This window comes from Streptomyces sp. NBC_00620 (genome assembly GCF_026341825.1).
Lineage (GTDB): Bacteria > Actinomycetota > Actinomycetes > Streptomycetales > Streptomycetaceae > Streptomyces.
This window is the reverse complement of sequence record NZ_JAPENY010000003.1, coordinates 351,530-374,434: the sequence shown is the minus strand read 5'-3', so window position 1 is coordinate 374,434 and position 22,905 is coordinate 351,530. Positions and strand designations below refer to the sequence as shown.

Below are 22,905 nucleotides of genomic sequence, written 5' to 3'. Positions count from 1 at the left end.
CCGTCGGCCGGTCCCCGGCATTGCTGCATAGGGTGTGCAGGTGCTCGACCATGAAAATAAGGCCACGGCTCCCGGCGGCCCGAAGACCGTCCCCCGCCGCCGCACCTGGAGGCAGCTGTCTCCCCTCCTGCGCCTGCTGATCCTGACCCAACTCGCCTTCAACATCGGCTTCTTCGCCGTGCTGCCCTTCCTGGCCGAGCACCTCGGTACCGCGATAGGGATGGCGGGCTGGCTCGTCGGTCTGGTGCTCGGACTGCGGACGTTCAGTCAGCAGGGGCTGTTCGTGGTGGGCGGCGCGCTGGCCGACCGGTACGGGGTTCGGCCGGTGGTGCTCGCCGGATGTGCGCTGCGGATCGCGGGCTTCGGATGGCTGGGGTACGCGCGGGAGACCTGGGCGGTCGTCGGCGCCGTCCTGCTGATCGGTTTCGCCGCCGCGCTGTTCTCACCCGCCGTGGAGTCCGAGGTCGCGCGGCAGGCGGTGTGCTGGGAGGAAGCGGGGCGCGGATCCCGTACCCACGTGCTGGCGTTGTTCACCGTGGCCGGACAGGCCGGGGCGTTCGTCGGCCCGCTGCTGGGAGCGCTGCTGCTCGCCGTGGACTTCCGCGCGGTCTGCCTCGCCGGGGCCGCTGTCTTCGTGTTCGTCCTGGCGGGCCACGCGTGGCTGCTGCCGCAGCACATCCCCGGCCGGACGCGGGTGAAGGGCGGGGGAGGCGTCCGCGCGCTGCTGCGCAACCGCCGCTTCCTCGCGCTGTGCTGCGCGTACGGCGCCTACCTGCTGGCGTACAACCAGCTCTATCTCGTCCTCCCCGCGGAGGTCGAGCGCGCGGCGGGCTCACAGGCGCCGCTGGCCTGGCTGTTCGCGCTGTCCTCGCTGCTCGTCGTGACCGCCCAGCTGCCGGTCACCCGCTGGGCGGCGGACCGGCTCGACCTGCGCCGGTGCATGGCCGCCGGGCTGCTCCTCATCGCCGCCGGATTCGGCGTGGTGGCGCTGGCGAGGCCCGCCGCGTGGACGGGTACGGCGGGGCTGGGGCCCGCGGCAGGCTTCGTCGTCCTGCTCACCCTCGGCCAGATGCTCGTCGCACCCGCCGCCCGCGCCTGGGTGCCGGACCTCGCCGCCGACGGCAGGCTCGGCCTCTACACCGGCGCACTGTCCTCCATCTCCGGCCTGATCGTCCTGGTCGGCAGCGCGGGGACCGGCTCGCTGCTCGACACCGGACTCCCGCCCGCCGTGCCCTGGCTGGTCCTCGCCGTCATCCCCGTGGCGTCGATCGCGCTGCTGCCGCGTCACGAGGGCCCGCGCCAGGGACGCGCCCTCGGCCACCAGCCGGGCACCGCACGCCGGTAGCGCTCGTACTCAGCGCCGAATCTGCCGGCCAGCTCCGGCTCCTCGTACCACCGCGCGAAGGCCCACATCACGAGCCCGGCGATCGCCGCGTACGTCAGGAGTACCGGCCGGGCGAGCAGCAGGGCCTGCCCGGCGATGGTGGCCACGACCGCCACGTACATCGGATTCCGTACGTGCCGGTAGAGCCCGCCCACCACCAGATGCTCCGTGGGTGCGACCGGCGCCGGGGTGCCCAGGCCCTCGGCGACGAACCGTGCGAAGGCGGAGAGCAGCACCACCGCCCCCGCGGCCAGCGGGACGAGGCCGAGCAGCCGGACGGGCCCCGGCCAGTGACCGGCCTGCCACCCGGTGAGCCACCAGGGGAGGAGCACGGCCACGGTGCCTGGGGCGAGTGCCAGGAAGAGGGAGCTGCCGAACGCTGCCGCGGGTCTGCGCATACGGTCACGATGGCCGCCGTACGCCGTGCCGTAAACCGTGAGGATGCTGCTCCGGTTGGAGTCGCGGCGGAATGCGGTCCGCCCCCGCTCCCGGTAGGAGTGGGGACATGGGCGTACTCGGTGAACTGGATCTGCGGCTGTTCAGGCGGGTGGCCGCCGCCCGGTTCCCCGCCGCGGATCCGGCGCTGCGGCGGCTCAGCCATGCCGCCGACCACGGGCGGCTGTGGTTCGGCGCGGCGGCGGGCCTCGCGTTCGTCGGAGGCCGTACCGCCCGGCGGGCGGCCCTGCGAGGCACGGGCTCGCTCGTCCTCGCCTCACTGACCGTCAACACGGTGATCAAGTGGAGTACCCGCCGCCCCCGCCCGCTGCTGGACCACGTACCGCGGATCAGACATCTCGGACGGCAGCCGCACACCACGTCGTTCCCCTCCGGACACTCCGCGTCCGCCGCGGCCTTCGCGACCGGAGTCGCCCTGGAATCCACCGGATACGGCGCTCTGGTCGCGCCCTTCGCGGCATCGGTCGCCTTCTCGCGCGTCTACGTGGGCGTGCACTACCCCGGGGACGTGCTGGCCGGGATGGCGATCGGCGCCGGGGCCGCCGCGCTGACCTGCCGCTGGTGGCCGCCGCGCTCCGCACGGCCGGAGCGGGAGCGGCCCGGGGCCGACGCGCCCGCGCTGCCCGGGGGCCGCGGACTCGTCGTCTTCGTCAACAGCCGGGCCGGCACCGGCGCCCCCACCACGCCACTCCCGCCGGCCGAACGGCTGCGCAGTCTGCTGCCCGACGCCGAACTGATCGAACGCGCACCGGACGACGACTTCGCCGAGCTGCTCGCCAAGGCGGTCGAGCGGGCCTCGGAGTTGGGCGGCGCGCTGGGCGTGTGCGGGGGAGACGGCAGCGTCAACGCCGCGGCCCGCGCGGCGGCCGAACGGGGGCTCGCGCTGGCGGTGTTCCCCGGCGGCACCCTCAACCACTTCGCGCAGGACGTGGGCGTACCCGACTTCGAGGACACCGCCGTCGCGGTCGCCCGGGGTGAGGCGGTGGCCGTGGACATCGGCGTGGCGCGCTCGGCGGCCGGGCACGAGGTGCGGTTCCTCAACACCTTCAGCATCGGCCTGTATCCGGAACTCGTCCGGCTCCGCGAGCACTTGGAGGAGCGCTGGGGCAAGTGGCCGGCCGCGGCCGTCGCCCTCACCCGGGTGCTGCGCACCGCGACCCCCATCGAACTGCGCGTCGACGGCCGCCCCCGGCGCCTGTGGCTGCTGTTCGCGGGCAACGGCCGGTACGTCCCGGACGGCTTCGCCCCCGCCTTCCGGCCGCGCCTGGACGACGGCCTGCTCGACCTGCGCGTGATCGACGGCGCCCACAGGCTCGCCCGCACCAGGGTCATCGCCTCCGCGCTGGCCGGCGCCCTCGGCCGTTCCCGGGTCTACGGCGCCGAACGGGTCTCCTGGGTCGAGCTGGAGGGTCTCACCGGCACGGACACACTCGCGTACGACGGTGAAGTCGCCTCCACGCCAGGTGAGTTGAGGCTGGAGAAACGGCACCGGGGGCTCGTCGTGTACCGGCCGGCCGTACCGCAGAACGAGCTGGCGCAGCAGGCTCGCCTCGCCGCGGCGACGGCCCGCTACCGAAGGCGCGTGAGGAGGCGCCCCACCAGAAACGCAGAAGACGGATGAGGGGCCGCCGTCTCCCTGCAGACGGCGGCCCCTCGGCTCATGAGGTCAGGACGCTCTTACATGTGGACGACCTGTGCCGCGTCCGGGTCCTGCTCCAACTTGCCGGGACGGTAGAGCAGGAAGGCGATCACGGCGCCCGCGGCGAAGAAGCCGGCCGACCACCAGAAGGCGGTGGTGTAGCTCTCGATCGTCGACTGCGCCTGGACCAGCTTGTCGGCCGGGTTCTTGCCGGCCAGGTAGCTCGCCGCGGCGCTCGCGGCCAGCGTGTTCAGCAGCGCCGTACCGATCGAACCGCCCACCTGCTGCATGGTGTTGACCGTCGCGGAGGCAACTCCCGCGTCCTCGGCCGCGATCCCGATCGTGGCCAGCGACATCGCGGGCGGCATCACGATGCCGAGGCCCACGCCGATCAGAATCAGCTGCGGCAGCACGGCGGTCGAGAAGGACGAGCCGACATCGATGCCGGTCAGCCAGACCATGGCGATCGCAGCGATCGCGAAGCCCGCCGGGATGACGATCTTCGGCCCGACGCGCGGCACCAGGATCGTGGTGGAGACCTGGGCCATGACCATCAGGGCCGCCATCATCGGCAGGAACGACACGCCCGTCTTGGTCGGGCTGAAGCCCAGGTTCAGCTGCAGGTAGTAGGTCAGGAAGAGGAAGACGCCGAACATTCCCGCGCCGGTGATCAGAATGGCGATGAACGAAGCGGCACGGTTGCGGTCGAGCAGCACGCGCATCGGCAGCAGCGGGTGCTTGGCTCGCGTCTGCCACCGGGCGAACGCCGTCAGCAGCACCCCGCCCGCGGCCAGGAAGCCCCAGGTGGCCGGCGAACTCCAGTCGTGCGTCTCGGCGTTGGAGAAGCCGTAGACCAGGGCGAAGAGTCCGGAGGAAACCAGCAGAGTACCGGGCAGGTCCAGCTTGGAGTTCGCGGCGTCGCGGTGGTTGTTCAGCAGCATCCAACCGCCGACGAAGGCGATGATCGCGAAGATGAGGTTGACGTAGAGAGTCCAGCGCCAGTCGAGCGCGTCGGTCAGCACACCGCCGAGCAGCAGCCCCAGCGCGCCACCGGCGCCGGCGATCGCACCGAACACGCTGAACGCCTTGGCGCGGTCCTTCGCCTCGGTGAACGTCGTGTTCAGCAGCGAGAGCGCGGCCGGTGCGAGCAGTGCGCCGAAGACGCCCTGGAGGGCACGTGCGGTGACCAGCATCCCGAAGCTGGTCGAGGCGCCGCCCAGCATGGAGGCCGCGGCGAATCCGGCGACACCGATCAGGAAGGCGGGCTTGCGTCCGAAGAGGTCGGCGATGCGTCCGCCGAGCAGAAGCAGGGAGGCGAACGCCAGCGAGTAGGCGGTGACGATCCACTGCCGGTTGCCGTCGGAGAAGCCGAGGTCCGCCTGGGCGGACGGCAGGGCGATGTTCACGATGGTGGCGTCGAGGACCACCATCAGCTGCGCGATCCCGATGATCGCGAGGATCCACCACCGCCGCTTCGACGATTGCGCCGGCGCGGCGTCCACCGCACCCGTACGGGCACCTTCAGTCACGGTCTGAGGCATGAGGGAACTCCAGGGAAGTCGCTCTGGGTTTCGTTTACGTAAACGAAACGGTTTCGTACACGTCGAGACTAGACCCCCTCTATCGAAACTGCAACGTTTCGATGAGTGACCTGGATCTCGGCGACGAGCAGGTCCGAGTATTCCTTGACGGGCATATAACCGCAGAGGCATATTGGAGTCATGACCGATGCCACTCCCTGGGCCGCGCTCGCCGACCCGAGCCGTCGCGCGATCGTCGCGCTGCTCCTCGAGCGTCCGCGGCCGGTCGGTGAGATCGTCGAGGCGAGCGGGCTCAGCCAGCCGAGCACCTCGAAGCATCTACGGGTGCTGCGCGACGCCGGCCTGGTGCGGGTCCGACAGGACGCGCAGCGCCGTGTCTACGCTCTCGACCCGGCCCCGATCGCCGAGCTCGATGCCTGGCTGTCCCCGTACCGGAAGTTGTGGAACGAGAGCCTCGACGCCCTCGGCCGTCGCCTGGACGGGGCGGCGGGGGAGTCGTCGGACCAGCCCGATGAGCCCTCCCCGAAGGACTGAGCCACCATGTCCGCCGAATCCCCCGCCCCCACCGGCACCTACCTCACCCTCGACGACGGCCGCCCCGCCGTCCGCTTCACCCGGACCTACGACCACCCCGTCGACCGCGTCTGGCAGTTCGTGACCGACCCCGACGAACTGGTCCACTGGTTCCCCTCCCGCGCCGAGATCGATCTGCGCCCCGGCGGGACCATCACCTTCAGCGGCGACCCGAACATGCCGGGGTCCACGGGCCGGGTCATCGCCGTCGACGCGCCCCGGCACCTCTCCTTCGAGTGGGGCGGCGACGAACTCCATTTCGACCTCGAGGCGCTGGACGAGAAGCGCACCCGGTTCACGCTCACCAACGTCCTGGAGGCCGAGAACACCGTCGCCCGCAACGGCACCGGTTGGGAGGTGTGCCTCGGCGCCCTCGACGCACACGTGCGCGGCGAGGAGCACGAGGCGCCGCACGCCGGGAACGCCGCCCCCTGGCAGGAGATCTACCGCCGGTACATCGAGGCCGGGATCCCTTCCGGAGCCCCGGTCCCCGGGCACGGCTGACTCCTCACCGCATCTGCCGCCGCACCAGCTCGTGCAGCCGGCCGCCGGTGTCCGCGAGGAGCTGCGCGGGCGGGCCCTGCTGGGCCACCTTGCCGTCCTCCATCACGATGACGCGGTCCGCGTCCATCACGGTGGACAGGCGGTGCGCGATCACGACCCGGGTGGCGTTGAGCGCCCGGGTGCTCTCGATGACCGTGCGCTGTGTCTCGTTGTCCAGGGCGCTGGTCGCCTCGTCGAAGAAGAGGATGCGGGGGCGGCGGATCAGCGCCTGGGCGATCATCAACCGCTGGCGTTGGCCGCCGGAGACCGCGCCGCTGCCGGAGACGATGGTGTGCAGGCCCATCGGCATGCGCTTGATGTCCTCGGCGAGGCCCGCCATCTCGGCCGCCGCCATCGCCTCCTCCGGCGTGTACGGCTCGGTGCCGCAGATGCAGTCCAGGATCGAGCCGGTGAAGGGCTGCGCGTGCTGGAGCACGACACCGCACTGGCGGCGCACGGCGGACTGGTCGAGGGCCGCCAGGTCCTGGCCGTCGTAGAGGACGCTGCCCGAGACGGGCTTGTCGAAGCCGATGAGCAGCCGCAGCAGGGTGGACTTGCCGCAGCCGCTGGGCCCGACGATCGCCACGAACTCGCCCGGCCTGATGTCGAAGGACACGTCGTCGAGGACGAGCGGGCCGTCGTCGGAGTAACGGAAGGAGAGCCCTCGGGCCTCGAGCCCGCCGGACAGAACCCCGGGGCGGGTGCTCGCCACGCGCACCTCGGGTGTCGCGTCGAACACCGGCTTGATCTCCTCGAACATCGGCAGCGCGGCCGCGGCCGAGACGAACGCGCCGGTGATCGAGGTGACCGAGGTGAGCAGCATCGTCATCGACGTGTTGAAGGTGAGGAACTCGGCGGCCGACAGCGAGTCGCGTGCCGGACCCGCGAGCAGCATGAACATCAGCAGGGAGCAGAGCGGCAGATACACCGCCCCCATCACCGTCGTCAGGTTCTTGATCCGCCCGACCTTCTGCTGGAGCTCACGGCTGCGCGCGAACTCGCCCGCCCAGGCGGCGTACGCGTAGTTCTCGGCCGCCGCGACCCGCAGCTTGGGCAGGCCGCGCAGGGTCTGGAAGGCCTGGTTGTTGAGCTTGTTGCTGAGCACGACCAGACGGCGCTGCCAGCGCACCTGCCACAGGCCGAGCCCCAGGAACCCGGCGGCGATGACGACGAGCATGCCGATCGCGGCCAGCGCCATGGGCACGCTGTACCAGAGCAGCAGGCCCAGGTTCATGGCGCCGATCGTGCCCGCCTGCGCGAGGGTCGGGCCGACGCCTGCGAGGAGGCGGCGGATCGCGCTGATGCCCATGGCGGCGCTGGCCAGTTCACCGGTGGAGCGGGAGGTGAAGAACTTGGTGGGCAGGCGCAGCAGCCGGTCCCAGACGGCAGGTTGGAGTGTTGCCTCGATCCGGCCCTCCAGCCGCAGGATGGTGAGGTTCTGCAGCAGCATGAACGCCGCCGACACGACGCTGGTGATCATGATGGCGAGGCAGACCTGCACGATGAGGCTGTGCTGGGCCTTCGGCACGTACTCGCCGAGCACCTTGCCGGTGGCGATCGGCACGATCGCGCCGATCGCCACGGTCACCAGACCGCTGATGGCGAGGTTGCGCATGTCGCCGCCGGTGCCCTGGAGGCAGAACCTCATCAGCCGCAGCGGGCTCAGCTTCCGCTCGGGCAGCGGACGGTAGAACATCGTGGCCTGCGGTTCGTACTCACCCGCGTTGGCCTTCTCGACCGGGGTCTCCCGCCCGGAGGACGGCTGTACGGCGACGTATCCGCCGCGCCGCCACAGCAGCGCGACCGGTGAGCCCGACACGGCACGGTGGCCCACCAGCGGGCCGATGTTGTCGTGCCACCAGCGCCCGTCGAGACGTACGGCACGGGTGCGGACGCGCGAGGCGATCGCGATCCGCTCGACCGGGTCGAGCCGGTCGCTCTCCGCGCCGCTCTGCATGGCCTCCGCGAGGGTGATGCCGGCCGCGCCCGCGACCAGTTTGCAGGCCGCGTACGTAGCGTCCGCGTCGGCGGCCGTCGGGCGCTTCGCCGACTGCTTGCCGATCGACGCGAGGAGTGTCCGGTCGGCCTGCGCGCGGACGGCCTCGCCCGCCTTGATGCCCGCCGCCGTACGGTCCTCGTGGCGCGACTCCAGTCGCTCGATCCAGCGGTCGAGTGTGGTGAGGAGCCGGTACTGCTGGTCGACCATGCGCTGCCAGACACCAGAATCCATCAGCAGGTCGGCCGCCGCCTCCGCCCCGTACAGGGAGCCGTACTGCACACTGCCGGGCGGCACCTGCATCCAGAAGACGTCGTCGTCCGTGAGCGCGGCGGCGTTCTCATGGGCCATCGGCGCCTGGAAGAGGATGGAGAGGCTGCGGCCGACGCCCAGGGCGAGGGCGTATTCAAGCGGGCTCGAAGTCGGCGGTACGTACTGGGCGTTGCCGTACTCGTCGTACGACCAGGTCTGGGTGTCGGGCTGCTGGTACAGCTCGCGCAGCCCGATGCGGCGCACCACGCAGTCGCGCAACGGCCTTCCGACCAGGGTGTGTTGGGGGCCGGTGACCGGGCCGAGCAGCAGGGAGCCCGCTTCGAGGCGGCCGAGGTGGTGCCAGTGGCCCTGCTGTACGGCGTCCACCGCGAACAGGTCCATGGCGCCCGCCGCGACGAGCCACAGGACCTGCGGGCCTTCCAGATCAAGGCGGTTGAGAGTGGAGCAGTCGATCGGCGTGCCCATGCCGCCCAGCGCGCCGAGGACGAGGTCGCCCTCGTTGACCGTGGTCATCTCATCGCTCCTTGACCAGCTCGGCGTACGGGCCGCCGGCCGCCACCAGGGCGTCGTGCCGCCCGCGTTCCACGATCGTGCCGTGCTGCAGTACGACGATCTCGTCGCTGTCGCGCACCGTGCTGAGCCGGTGCGCGATCACCACGCAGGCGCAGCCGCGCTTGCGCAGGTTGTCGATGACGGTCTGCTCGGTCTCCGCGTCCAGCGCGCTGGTCACCTCGTCGAGGACCAGGATGCTGGGCCTGCGCACCAACGCCCGTGCGATCTCCAGGCGTTGACGCTGGCCGCCGGAGAAGTTCCGGCCGTCCTGCTCGACCCGGCTCTGGATACCGCCGGGGCGGCGCGTCACCACGTCGTACAACGCCGCGTCCTCAAGGGCCGCGACGACCGCCTCGTCGGGGATCGACGGGTCCCACAGCGCCACGTTGTCGCGGACCGTCCCCTCGAAGAGGAAGACGTCCTGGTCGACGAAGGAGACGGAGGAGGCGAGGGCGCCGCGCGGGATGTCCTCCAGGCGCTGGCCGTCGATGCGGATCGTTCCCTCCCAGGGGGCGTACAGGCCCGAAATCAGGCGGGACACCGTCGACTTGCCGCTGCCCGAGCCGCCGACCAGGGCCACCTGCTGGCCCGGGCCGACCGTCAGGGAGAAGCCGGTGAGCAGTGGCTTGTCGAGCGGGCTGTAGCCGAACGTGATGTTCTCCAGCTCGACATGGCCGTGCAGGCGGCGGGTGGAATCGCCGGTGCCGTGGCGGTCGTACAGCGGGTCCGCCTGGAAGTTCTCGACGTCCTTGAGGCGGGCGACGTCGGCCGCGAAGTCCTGGATGCGGCCCGCGACGCCGTTGAGGCGGGTGATCGGCGCGGTGAAGCGGGTCACCAGGGCCTGGAAGGCGACGAGCAGACCGACCGAGATACCTCCCTCGATGGCCCGCATGCCGCCGATCCACAGGATCAGCGCGCTGTTGAGCGTCGCGAGCATCGGCGCGACCACGCCCAGCCAGGCGCTCGGCACACCGAGGCGCTGCTCCTCCTCCAGGGTGGTCGCGTGCTGTCCGGCCCACTTGCGGAAGTAGCCGTCCTCGCCGCCGGTGGCCTTCATCGTCTCGATCAACTGGAGCCCGCTGTATGCCGTGTTGGTCAGCCGGGCACTGTCGGCACGCAGCTTGGCCGTGCGGGTCGAGCGCAGCCGGATCACCACCCGCATCGCGACCACGTTGAGCAGTGCGACGCCGATGCCCACGGCCGTGAGCTGCGGGTCGTACGTATAGAGGAGCACGGCGTAGAGCACGACCACGACCGCGTCCACACCGGCCGCCGCGAGGTCGCGGGACAGCGTCTCGGCCACCGCGTCGTTGGACTGGAGCCGCTGCACCAGGTCGGCCGGGCTGCGCTGGGAGAAGAAGGTGACCGGGAGGCGCAGCAGATGGCGCAGGAACCGTGCGCTGGAGAGCGTCGAGGAGATGATGCGGCCGCGCAGCAGGTTCGCCTGCTGGAGCCAGGTCAGCACCACGGTCAGTGCCACCGAGGCGCCCATCGAGGCGAACAGCACGCCGAGCAGTGAGGACTGACCGCCGATGAGGTAGCTGTCGATGTACGTCCGGCTGAGCGCGGGCACCGCGGCGCCGACCACGACCAGGAGCAGACTCGCGAGGACGGCCGCGGGCATCGTGCCCGACGTCCCGCGCAGCCGGGCCGGCATGGCGCCCAGGACGCCCGGCTTGCGGCCGCCCCGGTGGAAGTCGGGGCCCGGCTCCATGACCAGGGCGACGCCCGTGAAGCTGGTGTCGAAGTCCTCCATCGGCACGAACCGGCGGCCCTTGCCGGGGTCGTTGATGTGTACGCCGCGCCGCCCGAAGCGGCGCCCCATGCCGTCGTAGACGACGTAGTGGTTGAACTCCCAGAACAGGATCGCGGGCGCCCGCACCTCGGCGAGCGCGGCCGTGTCCATCTGCATGCCCTTGGCCGTCAGGCCGTAACTGCGCGCTGCTTTCAGCAGGTTGCTGGCGCGCGACCCGTCGCGGGAGACACCGCAGGCGATGCGCAGCTCTTCGAGGGGGATGTGCCGCCCGTAGTGGCCGAGCACCATGGCGAGGGAGGCCGCGCCGCACTCCACGGCCTCCATCTGGAGCACGGTGGGGGTACGGACGGTCTTGCCCTTGCCCTTGGGGACCGGGCGCTTGGGCGCGTTGGCGCGGCGTCTGCCGCGGGTGTCCTGTGCGGCGGTCACGGGAGGAGCCAATCGGCGGGGCGCTGATCGGCCAGCCGGATCGAACCCGTGGCCAGGGTCATGGAGGTCAGCTCGAACGGCGGCCCGTCCGCCGAGGACCACTTGAGGCCGCTCTTCGTACTGGACCTGGGGTCGAGACGGACCAGGACGGCCACCGGCCTGCCGTCCTTCGTGAACTGCTCGCCCAGCTGGCTGTCCCCGAGGAACGCGGCGATCTGCTGCTGGGTCTGCACGGTCCGGTCCACCGCCTTCACATGGCCGCGCAGCACCCCGTACTGCTGGGTCGGCACCGACTGGACGGTGAGATCGACGGACGCGTTCTCGGGGATCGTGGCGGCGTTCTCGGCGGGGACGTACACCGTCGCGTACAGCGGATCGCCGGCGTGGGCGACCTTCTCCACGGCCGCGACGTTCGCGCCGGTCGAGATGATCGCGCCGATGGTGGCGGCGAGCGCGGTGATGCGCCCCGCGGCCACGGTGCGGACGACCGCCGTCTCGCCCTCCGCCGTACGGACCTGCAGCACGGGGGCGTTCGCGGCGAGCCGTACGCCCTCCTTGGCGAGGACCGCGGTGACCTGCCCGGCGACCGGGCTCTGCAGCACGTAACTGCCCTCACCGTGCGTGAGGATGGCGGGCGCGCTGACCGTGGACGCCACAGTTCCCGTCACGGCCCAGACGGAGGCCGCGGCCATGACGACGACCGTCACGGACAGGACGAGCCAGCCCTGAGGACGGGCGAAGCGCACCGGAAGGTCGAGTTCATCCGGTGATTGGAGCTTGGCGAGGGCCTGTTGGCGGAACTGCACGGGACTTCCCTCACCTGTTCGAGAGATTTACGGCACCCGAGAGTCCCGGAACCATGGATTGGTTCCGGGACTCAGCGGCATGAAATGCGATCAGAGACCGGCAACCAGGCCGGTGACCGGGGCGGTGTTCAGGCCGGTCACACCCTCGACCGTGCCGACGACCGTGCCCACGAGGCCGGAGACCGGGACAACCGAGTCAACGAGGCCCGTGACGGTGCCAACGGCGTTCAGGGACAGACCGCCCGAAACGGCGTCGAGGTCGGCGTCCGAGATCTCGGCGGTGGCAACCTGGGGGGTGGAGTTCATGATGGAACTTCCCTTCGTATGCGTATTCATAAGGGGGGAGAGCGGCCCCCTCTGGGGACAGATGGTCGGCCGCGGCCGCAGGCGTCAGGCACCCGTTTCCGGAAGCCCCCGGAGTGACCCGTGACCCCCGCGGTGCAACGGATCAAAGCACGCTGCCGTGGCACGCATCCAATCAACCGACGCTCTCACCAGGGCAATTGAGCGCCAGATCCGGTCATCCGTGCAGGAGCGCGCACTGTTCGATGGCGACTTCTTCACATGCCGCGCGTCAACGCCGCGTACATGCGGTTGCCACCCGCTTCCCGAACGGGACACTCCCGCCCCAATGGCCCCGCGTGCCCCTGCCCCCTGTGGAGATCCTTCGCACGCGGTGACTTCGTTGCGTATTCGGTGTGCAGATTCCCCGAAGCCAGGATTCCGGTCAGTGCTGTCGACGGGGTGTGACCGAATGCTCGCAGAGTGTGCCGTACGGCCCGTTGTCATGGCCCCTCGGCCGAGATGTGCGTACGTAAAGGTGCGATTGCCTCGCAATCCACGCCTTTGGCCTGCCTAACTCCTGCCATTTGTAAAGGCAGTTGAACACCCCGTGTGACGCGTGCGTATCAACAGGCATCCAGGCGCCCCCCAGTTCAGCTGCAAGACGGTGGCAACGGACCCCGTCCCCAGGAGGTCAGAAGTTGAGTCACAAACGCATACCCAAGCGCAAGGCCGTAATAGCGGCAGGAAGCGTGGCGGCGCTCGGAGCGGCGGCACTTCTGCTGCCCAACGCCATGGCGTCCCAGTCGGACTCGGACGACGCCACCGCCACGGCCAAGACGTTCAAGGCGGCCGATGTCTCGGACCTGGCCTCGCAGCTCGCCTCCCAGCTGGGTGATGCCTTCGCCGGGTCGTACTACGACGCGGGCAACCAGCAGATCATCATCAACGTCGTCGGTAACAACAGCAATGTGATCAACGAGATCGAGGCTGCCGGCGCGGTTCCGAACCAGGTGCAGAACAGCACCGACGCGCTCGAGACCGCCGCCGCGACGCTGAAGGCCGACGCGACGATCCCGGGCACGGCGTGGTCCGTCGACCCGAAGACCAACGAGATCCGCGTCACCGCCGACTCCACTGTCACGGGCAGCAACTGGGACACGCTGGAGTCGACCGTCGAGGGCCTCGGCTCGGGCGTGGCGACCATCACGAAGTCCGCGGGCACCTTCAAGACCTACGTCGACGGCGGCGACGCCATCTTCGGCGGCGGCGCCCGCTGCTCCCTCGGCTTCAACGTCACCGCGGGCGACGGCGCCCCCGCCTTCCTCACCGCGGGCCACTGCGGTGTCGCGGCCGCCGAGTGGTCGGACGCGCAGGACGGCGCCCCGATCGCCACGGTCGACCAGGCCACCTTCCCCGGCGACGGCGACTTCGCCCTCGTCAAGTACGACGACCCGGCCACCGTTGCCAACAGCGTGGTCAACATCGGCGACGGCCAGACCGTCGAGATCGCCCAGGCCGCCGAAGCCGCCGTGGGCCAGCAGGTCTTCCGGATGGGCAGCACCACGGGTCTCTTCGACGGCACCGTGCTCGGTCTCGACGCCACCGTCAACTACCCGGAGGGCACGGTCACCGGGCTCATCCAGACCGACGTCTGCGCCGAACCCGGCGACAGCGGCGGCTCCCTGTTCACCCAGGACGGCAGCGCGATCGGCCTGACCTCCGGCGGCAGCGGGGACTGCACCGTCGGCGGCGAGACCTTCTTCCAGCCCGTCACCACCGCCCTGGCAGCGGTCGGCGCGACGCTCGGCGCGGGCGACGCAGCCGGAGACGCCGGAGCCGGTGCGGAAGACCCCGGTGCGGTGGACCCCAGCGCGAGCGCCAGTGACCCGGCGGCCGGCGACGACCAGGCCGGAGCAGGCGAAGAGGCCGGAGCCGGCGAAGAAGCGGGCGACGCGGGTGACGACACCGGCACCGGCCTGGACGACGGCTCGGGGCTCGTGAACATCAACCCCTGACACCCCAGGCACCGGTGACCCACAGCCACTGACCCGGCCGCGGAACACAGCGGTCCCGGTCGGCAGTGGAAAGGTCCGGCCCTCCGGCGGGAGGGCCGGACCGCTCCGCGTTCAGCCGCGTGCCCGCAGGAGCAGCAGCGCGACATCGTCGGGCCGCTCCTGCGCCGCCGCGTCCTCCTGCTGTACGAGGCTGTCGGCCAGTACGTCGAGCGGCTGGTCTCCGTACTCGGCTAGCCGTCGCCCGAGGCGGGCGATGGCGTCCTCGATGTCGACGCCGGGGGACTCGATCAGCCCGTCGGTGTAGAGGGCGAGCACCGAACCGGGGCCGAGCGGGACCTCGGTCGTCGGATACGTCGCCTCCGCGTCGATCCCGAGCAGCGGCCCTCCGGCCAGGTCGAGCACGCGGACCTTGCCGTCCGGCCGCCGCAGCAGTGGAGGCGGGTGGCCCGCACGCGCCATGACGGCCACCCCGCGCGCGGGTTCGAGCCGCAGATAGAGACAGCTGGCGAACAGTTCACTGCCCAGGTCGATGAGCAGCCGGTTGGTGCTCCGCATGACCTCCTCGGGCGGCTGGCCGACGGTCGTGTACGCACGGACGGCCGTACGGATCTGCCCCATCAGGCCCGCTGCCGTGACGTTGTGCCCCTGTACGTCACCGATCACAGCCGCGGCCCGGCCCTGCGAGAGCACCAGATCGTAGAAGTCCCCGCCGATGTCCATGCCCTGGGTGGCCGGGAGATAGCGCGCGGCCGCCTCGATCGAGGGCACCGACGGCAGCGAGTGCGGCAGCAGCGCGGCCTGCAGACCGTGGGCGAGCCGGAGCTTGGCGTCGTAGAGAAGGGCCCGCGCCAGCGCCTGCGCGATCAGACCGCCCAGACTCGTCAGCACGGCACGCTCGTCCGCCGGGAACGCATGCCGTTCCGTGTACGCGAGGACGCAGACGCCCACCGGGCGCCCGGACGCGATGAGCGGCAGATACGCCCACGCCTCCATGCCGTCGGGTGTCGTGTGCCGGGACGGATAGAGGCGCTCCAGCTGCTCACGGGAGTCGAAGAAGGCCGGAACACCGGTGTTCAGCGTCTGGGTACCGGGGGTCTGCGCGTCGAGCGGCAGCCCGTCGAAGCGCTCCACCACATGGGCGTCCGGGTATCCCCGGTGCCCGAGCACGTGCAGGCGTCCGGCCTGCGTGCCGAGCACCACCAGGGCCTGACTGCCCACGGCGGGGGCGATCTCGTCGGCGACCAGCTGCACCACGTCCTGCACGCTCGCCGCCTCCGTCAGCGCGCTGGCGAGGCTCAGTACATGGGAGATGGTCACCAGGCCGGGACGGGTGTCGTCGCTGTCCCCCGGGTCGGTGCGCCTCATCTCGGACACCGCCCGGGCCCGCGAGATCCGCACGCTCAGCCCGTTCGTACTGGGATACAGCCGGAACGACAGCCAGTCGCCGGGCGGCCGCAGCGCCACGAAGGACGTCACGTGCTGGCTGAGCAGCGCGGCCCGGTAGCGGTCCTCGTAGACGGGGTCGTTGAGCCAGGGCACGGACGCCCACAACTGGGTGCCCAGCAGACCGCTGACCGGGACGTCGAGCAGCTCGGCCGTCGCCTCGTTGGCGTAGTTGACGCGCCCGTGCAGATCCAGCGCGCACAGTCCGTACGGCAGCCGCGCCACCATCTGTGCCGCCTCCACCGTGCCGAGCGTGCCGGACACGTTCGCCCCGGAGGCCGGCCCGAGCAGATCCGGCTCGGGGTGCACCGGGTGGTGCGCGGCGGCGGCCCGCTCCAGGCGCAGCGCGAGCCGGTCGCAGGCCGCGGTGAGCTGGCCGCGTTCCCGGTCCGACAGCTCGGGCGGATGCGATCCGGGCCAGGTCACGAAGACGGCGCCGTACACCGTGTTCCCGGTGGCCACCGGGAGTGCGGCCAGCGCGAAGGGATACGGCAGCACCACGGCGACCCGTGGATAGCGGCCGGCCATCTGCTCCTCACCGCTGACCCAGATCAGCCGCCGCTCGCGTGCCGCCTCGGCGACCGGGATCGGCGCGCTGAGCCCCACCCGCTCCCACGGGGCGGCGAAGGCCCTGGGCAGCCCCGCCATCACCGCCATCTCCAGGACCGGTTCGCCGGGCGCCAGCAGATATACGGCGCCGGAGTGTGCCTGGACCTCGTCCATCATCGCGGCCAGCGCCAGTGACAGCAGCGGTTGTCCGACCGGCGCCGGTCGAGTGGCCGGTGCCTGCCCGAAACCCTGCGAGACGGACACGCCGACCACCTCCTCGCAGGCCGCGTGATCAGGTCCCAGGGGTCAAGGCTCTCTCCTGGCGGCTCTTCGCGCACGGCGAGCGGGCCGTCCACGACGCCACGCCGCCCTGACAGCGGGCTTTGCCGGGGGCCTGACGTGCCGGGAACGGTCACAGGGGCTGCGCCGGAGCCCCGGAAGCGCTGTAATGACGGACGTGGTCAGTGAGGACGCTGCGGGACGGAGAACGCGCACGCCGCGTGCCGAACTTGCCCTCAAGACGCTCACGACCGACCTGAACCCCCGTGAGCGGCTGCGCCGAGTCCTCGAACAGGCCCTCGTCTTCACCGGCGCGAGCGTCGTCGCGGTGTACGCGTCGGACCCGAACGGCGGCGAACTGAGCCTCGCCGAGTCGGCGGGCGTGCCGAGAACCCTCTACGGGCTGCGCGACAGCTACCCCGTCACCGGCGGATCCCCGGCGGCGGACGCGCACCGCTCCGGCAGGGCGCTCTGGCTCGGCCCCGAGGAGGTCGGCCGCCAGGCGGACGCCCGGCGACTGCCCTCCCAGGACTTCTGGCTGGCCGCCCTGCCCCTGCGCGACGACGGCTGTCTGCTCGCCGTCAGCGAGCACCCGGACGGCTTCGACCCCGAGGACCGGGACTGCCTGGGCCTGATCGCCGAGGCCGTCGTCTGTCCGCCGCCCGCCCCGGAGACGGGCACCGACGAGTTGCCCGCCAGCTCCTTCAGCCTCGCCATGGACAGCGGACGCGTCGAGGTCGACGAGGAGATGCTGGAGCTGTTCGGTCTGAGCCCGGCCGACTTCGACGGCAAGGTGGAGACACTGCTGTCACTGACGGTTCCGGAGGACCTGCCCTCACTGATGTCCGTGGTGGAGGCGGACCACATGTCCATCGGTGACCGCGAGCTGGAGTTCCGGATCCTCCAGCCGTCCGGCGAGCAGAAGTGGCTGCGGCTGCGCGGACACCTCCTGCCCGGCGGCGAGGGCCGCCCGGCACGGCTCGTGGGCACCGTCTCCGATGCCTCCAAGCTGCGCTCCGGCGGCAACGAGGTGGCCCGCGTCCAGCGGCTCGCCGCCGCCCTGGCCACCGCCGGCACCGTCCGCGACGTCGGCAGGGCCGTGGTCGCCGCCCTGCGCAAGCCCCTCCAGGCCGACCGGATCGCCGTAGCGGAACTCGAGGGGGACCGTCTCATCGTCACCGTCCTGGACCCGCCCGAGCCGGAGGCCTGGCCCGAGATGTGGCGGACCGAGTGGCGCTCGGACTGGCCCGACGCGCCCGTACGCGCCATGCCGACGCTCGCCGCGGCCCTGAGCGAGGGGCGCGCCGCGATCTGGCCCGCCGGGACGGACCTGGAACCCGCCCTCGCCGACGTGGGCCCCGGCGGCCTCGCCGTCCTGCCGCTGCCCGCTGCCGGACGCATCGCCGGCGCCTGCCTGATCGGCTGGGACAGCCCGCACGACTTCGGCGCCGACGAACGCGCCCTGCTCACCGCCGCTGCGGGCCTCACCGGCCAGGCCCTGATGCGCGCCCACGCCTTCGACGCCGAACACGAACTGATCGGCATGCTCCAGCGCACCCTGCTCCCGCGCCGCCTGCCCAAGCTGCCCGGCGCGGTCGCCGTCGCCCGCTATCTGCCCACCACGTCGGGCCTGGAGGTCGGCGGCGACTGGTACGACGTGATCCCGCTGCCCGACAACCACGTCGCCCTCGTCATCGGAGACGTCCAGGGCCACAACGCCTCGGCCGCGACCCTCATGGGCCAGATGCGGACGGCCCTGCGCGCGTACGCCGTCGAGGGACACCCCCCGGACGTCGTGGTCTCGCACGCCAACCGCCTCCTCATGGACCTGGAGACCGACCTCTTCGCGACCTGCTGCTATGTCGACGTCGACATGGAGGAGGGCTCCGCCTGGTGCGTGCGCGCCGGGCATCTTCCCCCGGTCCTGCGTCACCCGGACGGCGGAACGCAGATCGCCTGGTCCGAAGGCGGCCCGCCGCTCGGCGTCCTCACCCAGGCCGACTTCCCCATGAGCCCGCTGCGCCTGCCGCCCGGCACGATCGTCGCCCTGACCACGGACGGTCTCGTCGAGTCCGCCGTGGTCGACATCGAAGACGGCCTGGACCGGCTCGCCGGAGAGCTGGCAGCCTCCGACCCGGCCCACCTCGGACTCGTGGCCGACCGACTCCTCGCCGGTGCCAACCGCAGCGACGACGTCGCCCTCCTCCTCATGCGCTACGACGGCATGGCGCTGCGCCCGCTCCGCGAGAGCTGGACGGTCTGGCGCGTCCCCGAGGCGGTCCGGCACGCCCGCCGCTTCACCCGGCGCACCCTGCGCTCCTGGGGCGTGGCGGGCGAGGCGGACGCCGCGCTCCTCGTCGTCTCCGAACTCGTCACCAACGCCCTCGTCCACACCGACGGACAGGTCAGGCTCGACCTCACCCTCATCAACAACCGCTTCAGAATCGCGGTCGCCGACAACTCACCCCGTACGCCGATCAAGCCCACCAGCATCGGCTGGGAGGCCACCGGCGGACGCGGCATCCTCCTCGTCGAGGCGATGTCGGCGGCTTGGGGGACGGTGCCGGTCAGCGGGGGCAAGCAGGTGTGGAGCGAAATCCTCCTGGACTAGCCAAATCCTGCTGGACCGACGTCCCGCTACGGTCCGGGCTGACGTCCCACTACGGTGGGCCGCGTGCGTCTGCTCCTGATGTCCGACACCCACCTTCCCAAGCGTGCGCGAGAGCTCCCAGCGCCACTTCTGGCCGAACTTCCGCTCGCCGACATCGTGATCCACGCCGGTGACTGGGTGGACATCGAGACCCTCGACCTTCTGGAGAGCCGGTCGACCAGGCTGATCGGGGTCCACGGCAACAACGACGGCCCGGCCCTGCGCGCCCGCCTTCCCGAGGTCGCCCGTGCCGAGCTGGGTGGCCTGCGCTTCGGAGTCGTCCATGAGACCGGCGCCGCCGAGGGGCGCGAGCGTCGCTGCGCGGTCCGCTTTCCCGACCTCGACGTCCTGGTCTTCGGCCACAGCCACATCCCGTGGGACACCACCACGGACACCGGCCTGCGGCTCCTCAACCCCGGCTCCCCGACCGACCGCCGCCGCCAGCCCCACTGCACGTACATGACGGCACAGGTGACGGACGGCCGGCTGACGGACGTACACCTTCACCGGTTGCCCACGCGCACCTGACTCAGGTCGTCGCCCACCGCCCCGGATGAATCGCCCCGCCCGTCGCCGTGAGCGGAGCCCCGCTGCCGCCCCACCGCAGGGCTACGATCTCCGCGGCGACGGACACGGCCACCTCCTCGGGTGTGCGGGCCCCGAGGTCGAGCCCGACCGGCGAGCGCAGCCGGGACAGTTCGCTCTCGCCGAACCCGGCGTCCACCAGCCGCTTCATCCGGTCGTCGTGGGTCCGACGGCTGCCCATCGCCCCGATGTACGCGGCCGGGCGGCGCAGTGCCTCCTCAAGGAGCGGTACGTCGAACTTCGGGTCGTGGGTTAGGACGCAGATCACCGTGCGGTCGTCCGTGGTCGTGCTCTTCAGGTAGCGGTGCGGCCAGTCGACGACGACCTCCACACCCGCCGGGAACCGTTTCGGCGTGGCGAAGACCGGGCGGGCGTCGCAGACCGTGACCCGGTAGCCGAGGAAGTCGCCGATGCGGGCGACGGCGGCGGCGTAGTCGATCGCGCCGAAGACGAGCATGCGGGGTGGTGGCGCGAAGGAGTGGAGGAAGACGGTGACGTCGTCCTCGCGGCGTTCGCCGTGCGGGCCGTAGTGCCGTTGCCCGGTGGCGCCCTGGGCCAGTTCGCCTCGTGCGTCGGCTGTGACGGCCACGTCCAGGCCGGTCGACCCGAGCGAGCCGGACACTTCGTCCGGCCACACGGCGAGGGTGGCCCCGCGCGGCGCCGGACCGTCGATCACCGTCGCCACGGTCACCGGGCGGCCCGCGGCCACCGACTCGGCCACCGCCCCGAAGGTGGGATCGTCCTCGCGCGACACCCGGCGTACGAGCAGTGTGATCTCGCCGCCGCAGGTGAGCCCCACGGCGAAGGCGTCCTCGTCGCTGTACCCGAAGGTCTCAAGACGTGCCTCGCCGGACTCCACCACCTCCTGGGCCAGCTCGAACACCGCCCCCTCGACACAGCCGCCGGACACACTGCCCACGGCCTCGTCGCCGGGGCCCACACCCATGGCCGCGCCCGGATCGCGCGGCGTGCTACGGCTGACGGCGACCACTGTGGCCAGCCCGAACGGGGACCCCGCCGCATACCACCGGTTCAGCGCCGGGAGGATCTCACGCATCGCTCGCTCCCTTCACGGCGGACCGCGTCTCCGAGTGCGTCTCGGCGTGTGTCCCAGTGTGCGTCTCTCTCAAGGATCCGCTCCTCTCACCACCATCGCCAGACGCTCCAGCGCGGCCAGGCTGTGCCCCTCGACGAACGCGTCCACGCTCGGCAACGCCGCCGCCATCCCGGCGGCCAGAGGTGCGTAACCGGGCCGGGCCTTGCGCGGATTGGCCCAGATCACCCGGTGCGCGAGCCGGTGCAAGCGTCGCATCTGCCCCGCGAGCAGGGCAGGATCGCCACGCTCCCAGCCGTCCGACAGCAGCACCACGACCGCGCCGCGCGCCATGCCCCGCTGCCCCCACCGGTCGAGGAACCCACGCAGCATCTCACCGAGCCGGGTGCCGCCGCGCCAGTCCGGGACCGCCGCCGCGAGCGCCGCCATGGCCGTGTCGGGATCACGATGCGCGAGCTCGCGTGTCACCCGGGTCAGGCGTGTGCCGATGGTGAACACCTCCGTACGGGCGGTGCCGTGTGTCGCCGCGTGCGCGAAGCGCAGCAGCGCGTCGGCGTACGCCGCCATCGAGCCGCTCACATCCACGAGCAGCACGACCCGGCGCGGACGCTCGGCCCGTTCGTGCCGTAGCAGCCGCGCCGGTTCACCGCCGCGCCTGAGCAACTCCCGTACGGTGCGCCGAGGATCGACGCTCCCGCGCCGGGCCGGATGCCGCCGTGCGGTGCGCCGCACCTCGCCGCGCAGCGTGAACGCGGCCAGCAGCAGCCGTAGTTGCTCCTTCTCGGCGGCGGTCAGCCCGGCGAGGTCGCGGTGCCGCAGTACGTCCGTGGAGCTGGCCAGCGCGGGTGTCGGCATGGCGTCCTCGGCCCGAGTCGCCTCCCGGGGAGCGGGACCGGCATCGCGTACGGCCATCCGCAGCCGGGGCGGGGGAGCGAACCGGGCCGGCGCCGCGTCGGCCCTCGCGTCGAAGTACCCCGCGAAGACCCGCTCGTAGCGCTCCAGGTCGTCCCGGCTCCCGCACAGGGTGAGGCGCCCGGCCCAGTACACGTCGGAACGCACACCGGGATCGAGGACGCCGAGGGAGGCGAGGAAGGCCTGCACACGGTCGGGCCCCGCCTCGACACCCGCCGCGCGCAACGCGCGAGCGAACCCGACGAGGACGGCGGACGCGTCGACCGACTGTGGGTGCGCCACGCCCCTCACGCCCCTCACGCCCCTCGCGCCGCGAGGATCGCCGACAGATCGAGTCCGCGCGCCCGCTCCACGTCCTCCCGGTACTTCAGCACCGAGCCCAGCGTCGTCACCGCCAGCTCGGCGTCCACCTCGGTCGCGCCCAGCGCGTCCAGAGCCTCGGCCCAGTCGATGGTCTCGGCCACCCCGGGCGGCTTGAGGAGATCCTCGGACCGCAGGGCCTGGACCAGCGCGGTCACCTGCTCGGTCAGCCGGGCGGTCACACCCGGCAACCTCCTTCTCACGATGGCGAGTTCACGGTCGAAGCCGGGATGGTCGAACCAGTGGTAGAGGCACCGGCGTTTCAGCGCGTCGTGCACCTCGCGTGTGCGGTTCGAGGTGAGTACCACGACCGGCGGTGACTCGGCGCGCAGCGTGCCCAGTTCGGGGATGGTGACCGCGTACTCCGACAGCAGCTCAAGGAGAAAGGCCTCGAACTCGTCGTCCGCGCGGTCGACTTCGTCGACGAGCAGCACCGACGGCTGGGTCTCGAGGGCCTGGAGGAGAGGCCGTGCGATGAGGAACCGCCGGTCGTACAGCTCCCCTTCGAGCCGGTCGGCATCCGTGACGCCCGCCGCCTCGGCGGCCCGCAGATGGAGGAGCTGACGCGGGAAGTCCCAGTCGTACAGCGCCTGGGACGCGTCGATCCCCTCGTGGCACTGAAGCCGGATCAACGGGGCACCGGTCGCCTCCGCGAGGGCCGAGGCGAGCGCGGTCTTGCCCACGCCCGCGTCGCCCTCGCAGAAGATCGGCCGGTGCAGCCGCAGCGCCAGGAAGCAGGCCACGGCCAGCCCGTCGTCGACGAGATACCCGGTCTTCTCCAGCCGGGCCCGCACCTCTTCCGGCCCGCTCACCTCGTGCATCCGC

General features: G+C 71.6%; 17 protein-coding genes. 7 read left to right on the top strand and 10 right to left on the bottom strand.

Features of this window, described 5'->3' with window-relative positions; all coding sequences use genetic code 11:
• Positions 1-115: 115 nt before the first annotated feature.
• Positions 116-1,345 (top strand): MFS transporter, encoded by a 1,230-nt coding sequence (locus OG246_RS32975; protein ID WP_266474912.1) that lies wholly within the window; start codon positions 116-118, stop codon positions 1,343-1,345.
• Here the strand turns inward: OG246_RS32975 and OG246_RS32970 are convergent.
• Entirely contained in the window at positions 1,285-1,782 is a 498-nt protein-coding gene (locus OG246_RS32970) for an isoprenylcysteine carboxylmethyltransferase family protein (protein WP_266471788.1), read from the bottom strand. The two genes, OG246_RS32975 and OG246_RS32970, sit on opposite strands and share 61 nt — an antisense overlap.
• Positions 1,783-1,889: 107 nt before the next feature.
• Between OG246_RS32970 and OG246_RS32965 the strand changes: the two genes are divergently transcribed.
• A complete protein-coding gene (locus OG246_RS32965) occupies positions 1,890-3,461 on the top strand; it encodes a bifunctional phosphatase PAP2/diacylglycerol kinase family protein (protein ID WP_266471785.1) in 1,572 nt (523 codons plus the stop codon).
• 56 nt (positions 3,462-3,517) lie between these two features.
• On the opposite strand, the gene OG246_RS32960 is transcribed toward OG246_RS32965, so the two are convergent.
• The gene (locus OG246_RS32960) at positions 3,518-5,020 is read right to left on the bottom strand and encodes an MFS transporter (protein ID WP_266471783.1); all 1,503 of its coding nucleotides are present in this window, start codon (positions 5,018-5,020) and stop codon (positions 3,518-3,520) included.
• 180 nt (positions 5,021-5,200) lie between these two features.
• Between OG246_RS32960 and OG246_RS32955 the strand changes: the two genes are divergently transcribed.
• Positions 5,201-5,554 (top strand): helix-turn-helix transcriptional regulator, encoded by a 354-nt coding sequence (locus tag OG246_RS32955; protein WP_266471781.1) that lies wholly within the window; start codon positions 5,201-5,203, stop codon positions 5,552-5,554.
• A gap of 6 nt (positions 5,555-5,560) precedes the next feature.
• Complete coding sequence (locus tag OG246_RS32950; protein ID WP_266471779.1) at positions 5,561-6,097, top strand: SRPBCC family protein; 537 nt, start codon at positions 5,561-5,563, stop codon at positions 6,095-6,097.
• A gap of 4 nt (positions 6,098-6,101) precedes the next feature.
• On the opposite strand, the gene OG246_RS32945 is transcribed toward OG246_RS32950, so the two are convergent.
• From OG246_RS32945 to OG246_RS32930, 4 genes are all read right to left on the bottom strand, one after another.
• Entirely contained in the window at positions 6,102-8,918 is a 2,817-nt protein-coding gene (locus OG246_RS32945) for an NHLP bacteriocin export ABC transporter permease/ATPase subunit (RefSeq protein ID WP_266471776.1), read from the bottom strand.
• 1 nt (position 8,919) lies between these two features.
• On the bottom strand, positions 8,920-11,142 hold the full coding sequence (locus OG246_RS32940; RefSeq protein WP_266471774.1) for an NHLP family bacteriocin export ABC transporter peptidase/permease/ATPase subunit: 2,223 nt from the start codon (positions 11,140-11,142) through the stop codon (positions 8,920-8,922).
• Positions 11,139-11,948 (bottom strand): HlyD family efflux transporter periplasmic adaptor subunit, encoded by an 810-nt coding sequence (locus tag OG246_RS32935; RefSeq protein ID WP_266471773.1) that lies wholly within the window; start codon positions 11,946-11,948, stop codon positions 11,139-11,141. The genes OG246_RS32940 and OG246_RS32935 overlap by 4 nt, the downstream gene beginning before the upstream one ends.
• Positions 11,949-12,038: 90 nt before the next feature.
• Positions 12,039-12,254, bottom strand: a complete 216-nt coding sequence (locus OG246_RS32930) for a type A2 lantipeptide (RefSeq protein ID WP_266471771.1) — start codon at positions 12,252-12,254, stop codon at positions 12,039-12,041.
• Between the two features lie 677 nt (positions 12,255-12,931).
• On the opposite strand from OG246_RS32930, the gene OG246_RS32925 reads away from it, so the two are divergent.
• Positions 12,932-14,248: a S1 family peptidase gene (locus OG246_RS32925; RefSeq protein ID WP_266471769.1), complete on the top strand. Its 1,317-nt coding sequence runs from the start codon at positions 12,932-12,934 to the stop codon at positions 14,246-14,248.
• 111 nt (positions 14,249-14,359) lie between these two features.
• Here OG246_RS32925 and OG246_RS32920 read toward each other — a convergent pair whose 3' ends face one another.
• Positions 14,360-16,417, bottom strand: coding sequence for a SpoIIE family protein phosphatase (locus OG246_RS32920; protein WP_266474911.1), 2,058 nt, complete (start codon positions 16,415-16,417; stop codon positions 14,360-14,362).
• Positions 16,418-16,688: 271 nt separating this feature from the next.
• Here OG246_RS32920 and OG246_RS32915 point away from each other — a divergent pair, with 271 nt between their 5' ends.
• On the top strand, positions 16,689-19,130 hold the full coding sequence (locus OG246_RS32915; RefSeq protein ID WP_266471767.1) for a SpoIIE family protein phosphatase: 2,442 nt from the start codon (positions 16,689-16,691) through the stop codon (positions 19,128-19,130).
• 63 nt (positions 19,131-19,193) lie between these two features.
• Entirely contained in the window at positions 19,194-19,697 is a 504-nt protein-coding gene (locus OG246_RS32910; RefSeq protein ID WP_266471765.1) for a metallophosphoesterase, read from the top strand.
• Position 19,698: 1 nt separating this feature from the next.
• On the opposite strand, the gene OG246_RS32905 is transcribed toward OG246_RS32910, so the two are convergent.
• From OG246_RS32905 to OG246_RS32895, 3 genes are all read right to left on the bottom strand, one after another.
• Complete coding sequence (locus tag OG246_RS32905; protein ID WP_266471762.1) at positions 19,699-20,811, bottom strand: XdhC/CoxI family protein; 1,113 nt, start codon at positions 20,809-20,811, stop codon at positions 19,699-19,701.
• A gap of 69 nt (positions 20,812-20,880) precedes the next feature.
• Positions 20,881-22,002, bottom strand: coding sequence for a VWA domain-containing protein (locus OG246_RS32900; protein ID WP_266471760.1), 1,122 nt, complete (start codon positions 22,000-22,002; stop codon positions 20,881-20,883).
• 14 nt (positions 22,003-22,016) lie between these two features.
• Positions 22,017-22,901, bottom strand: a complete 885-nt coding sequence (locus OG246_RS32895; RefSeq protein WP_266471758.1) for a MoxR family ATPase — start codon at positions 22,899-22,901, stop codon at positions 22,017-22,019.
• Between the last annotated feature and the right edge of the window lie 4 nt (positions 22,902-22,905).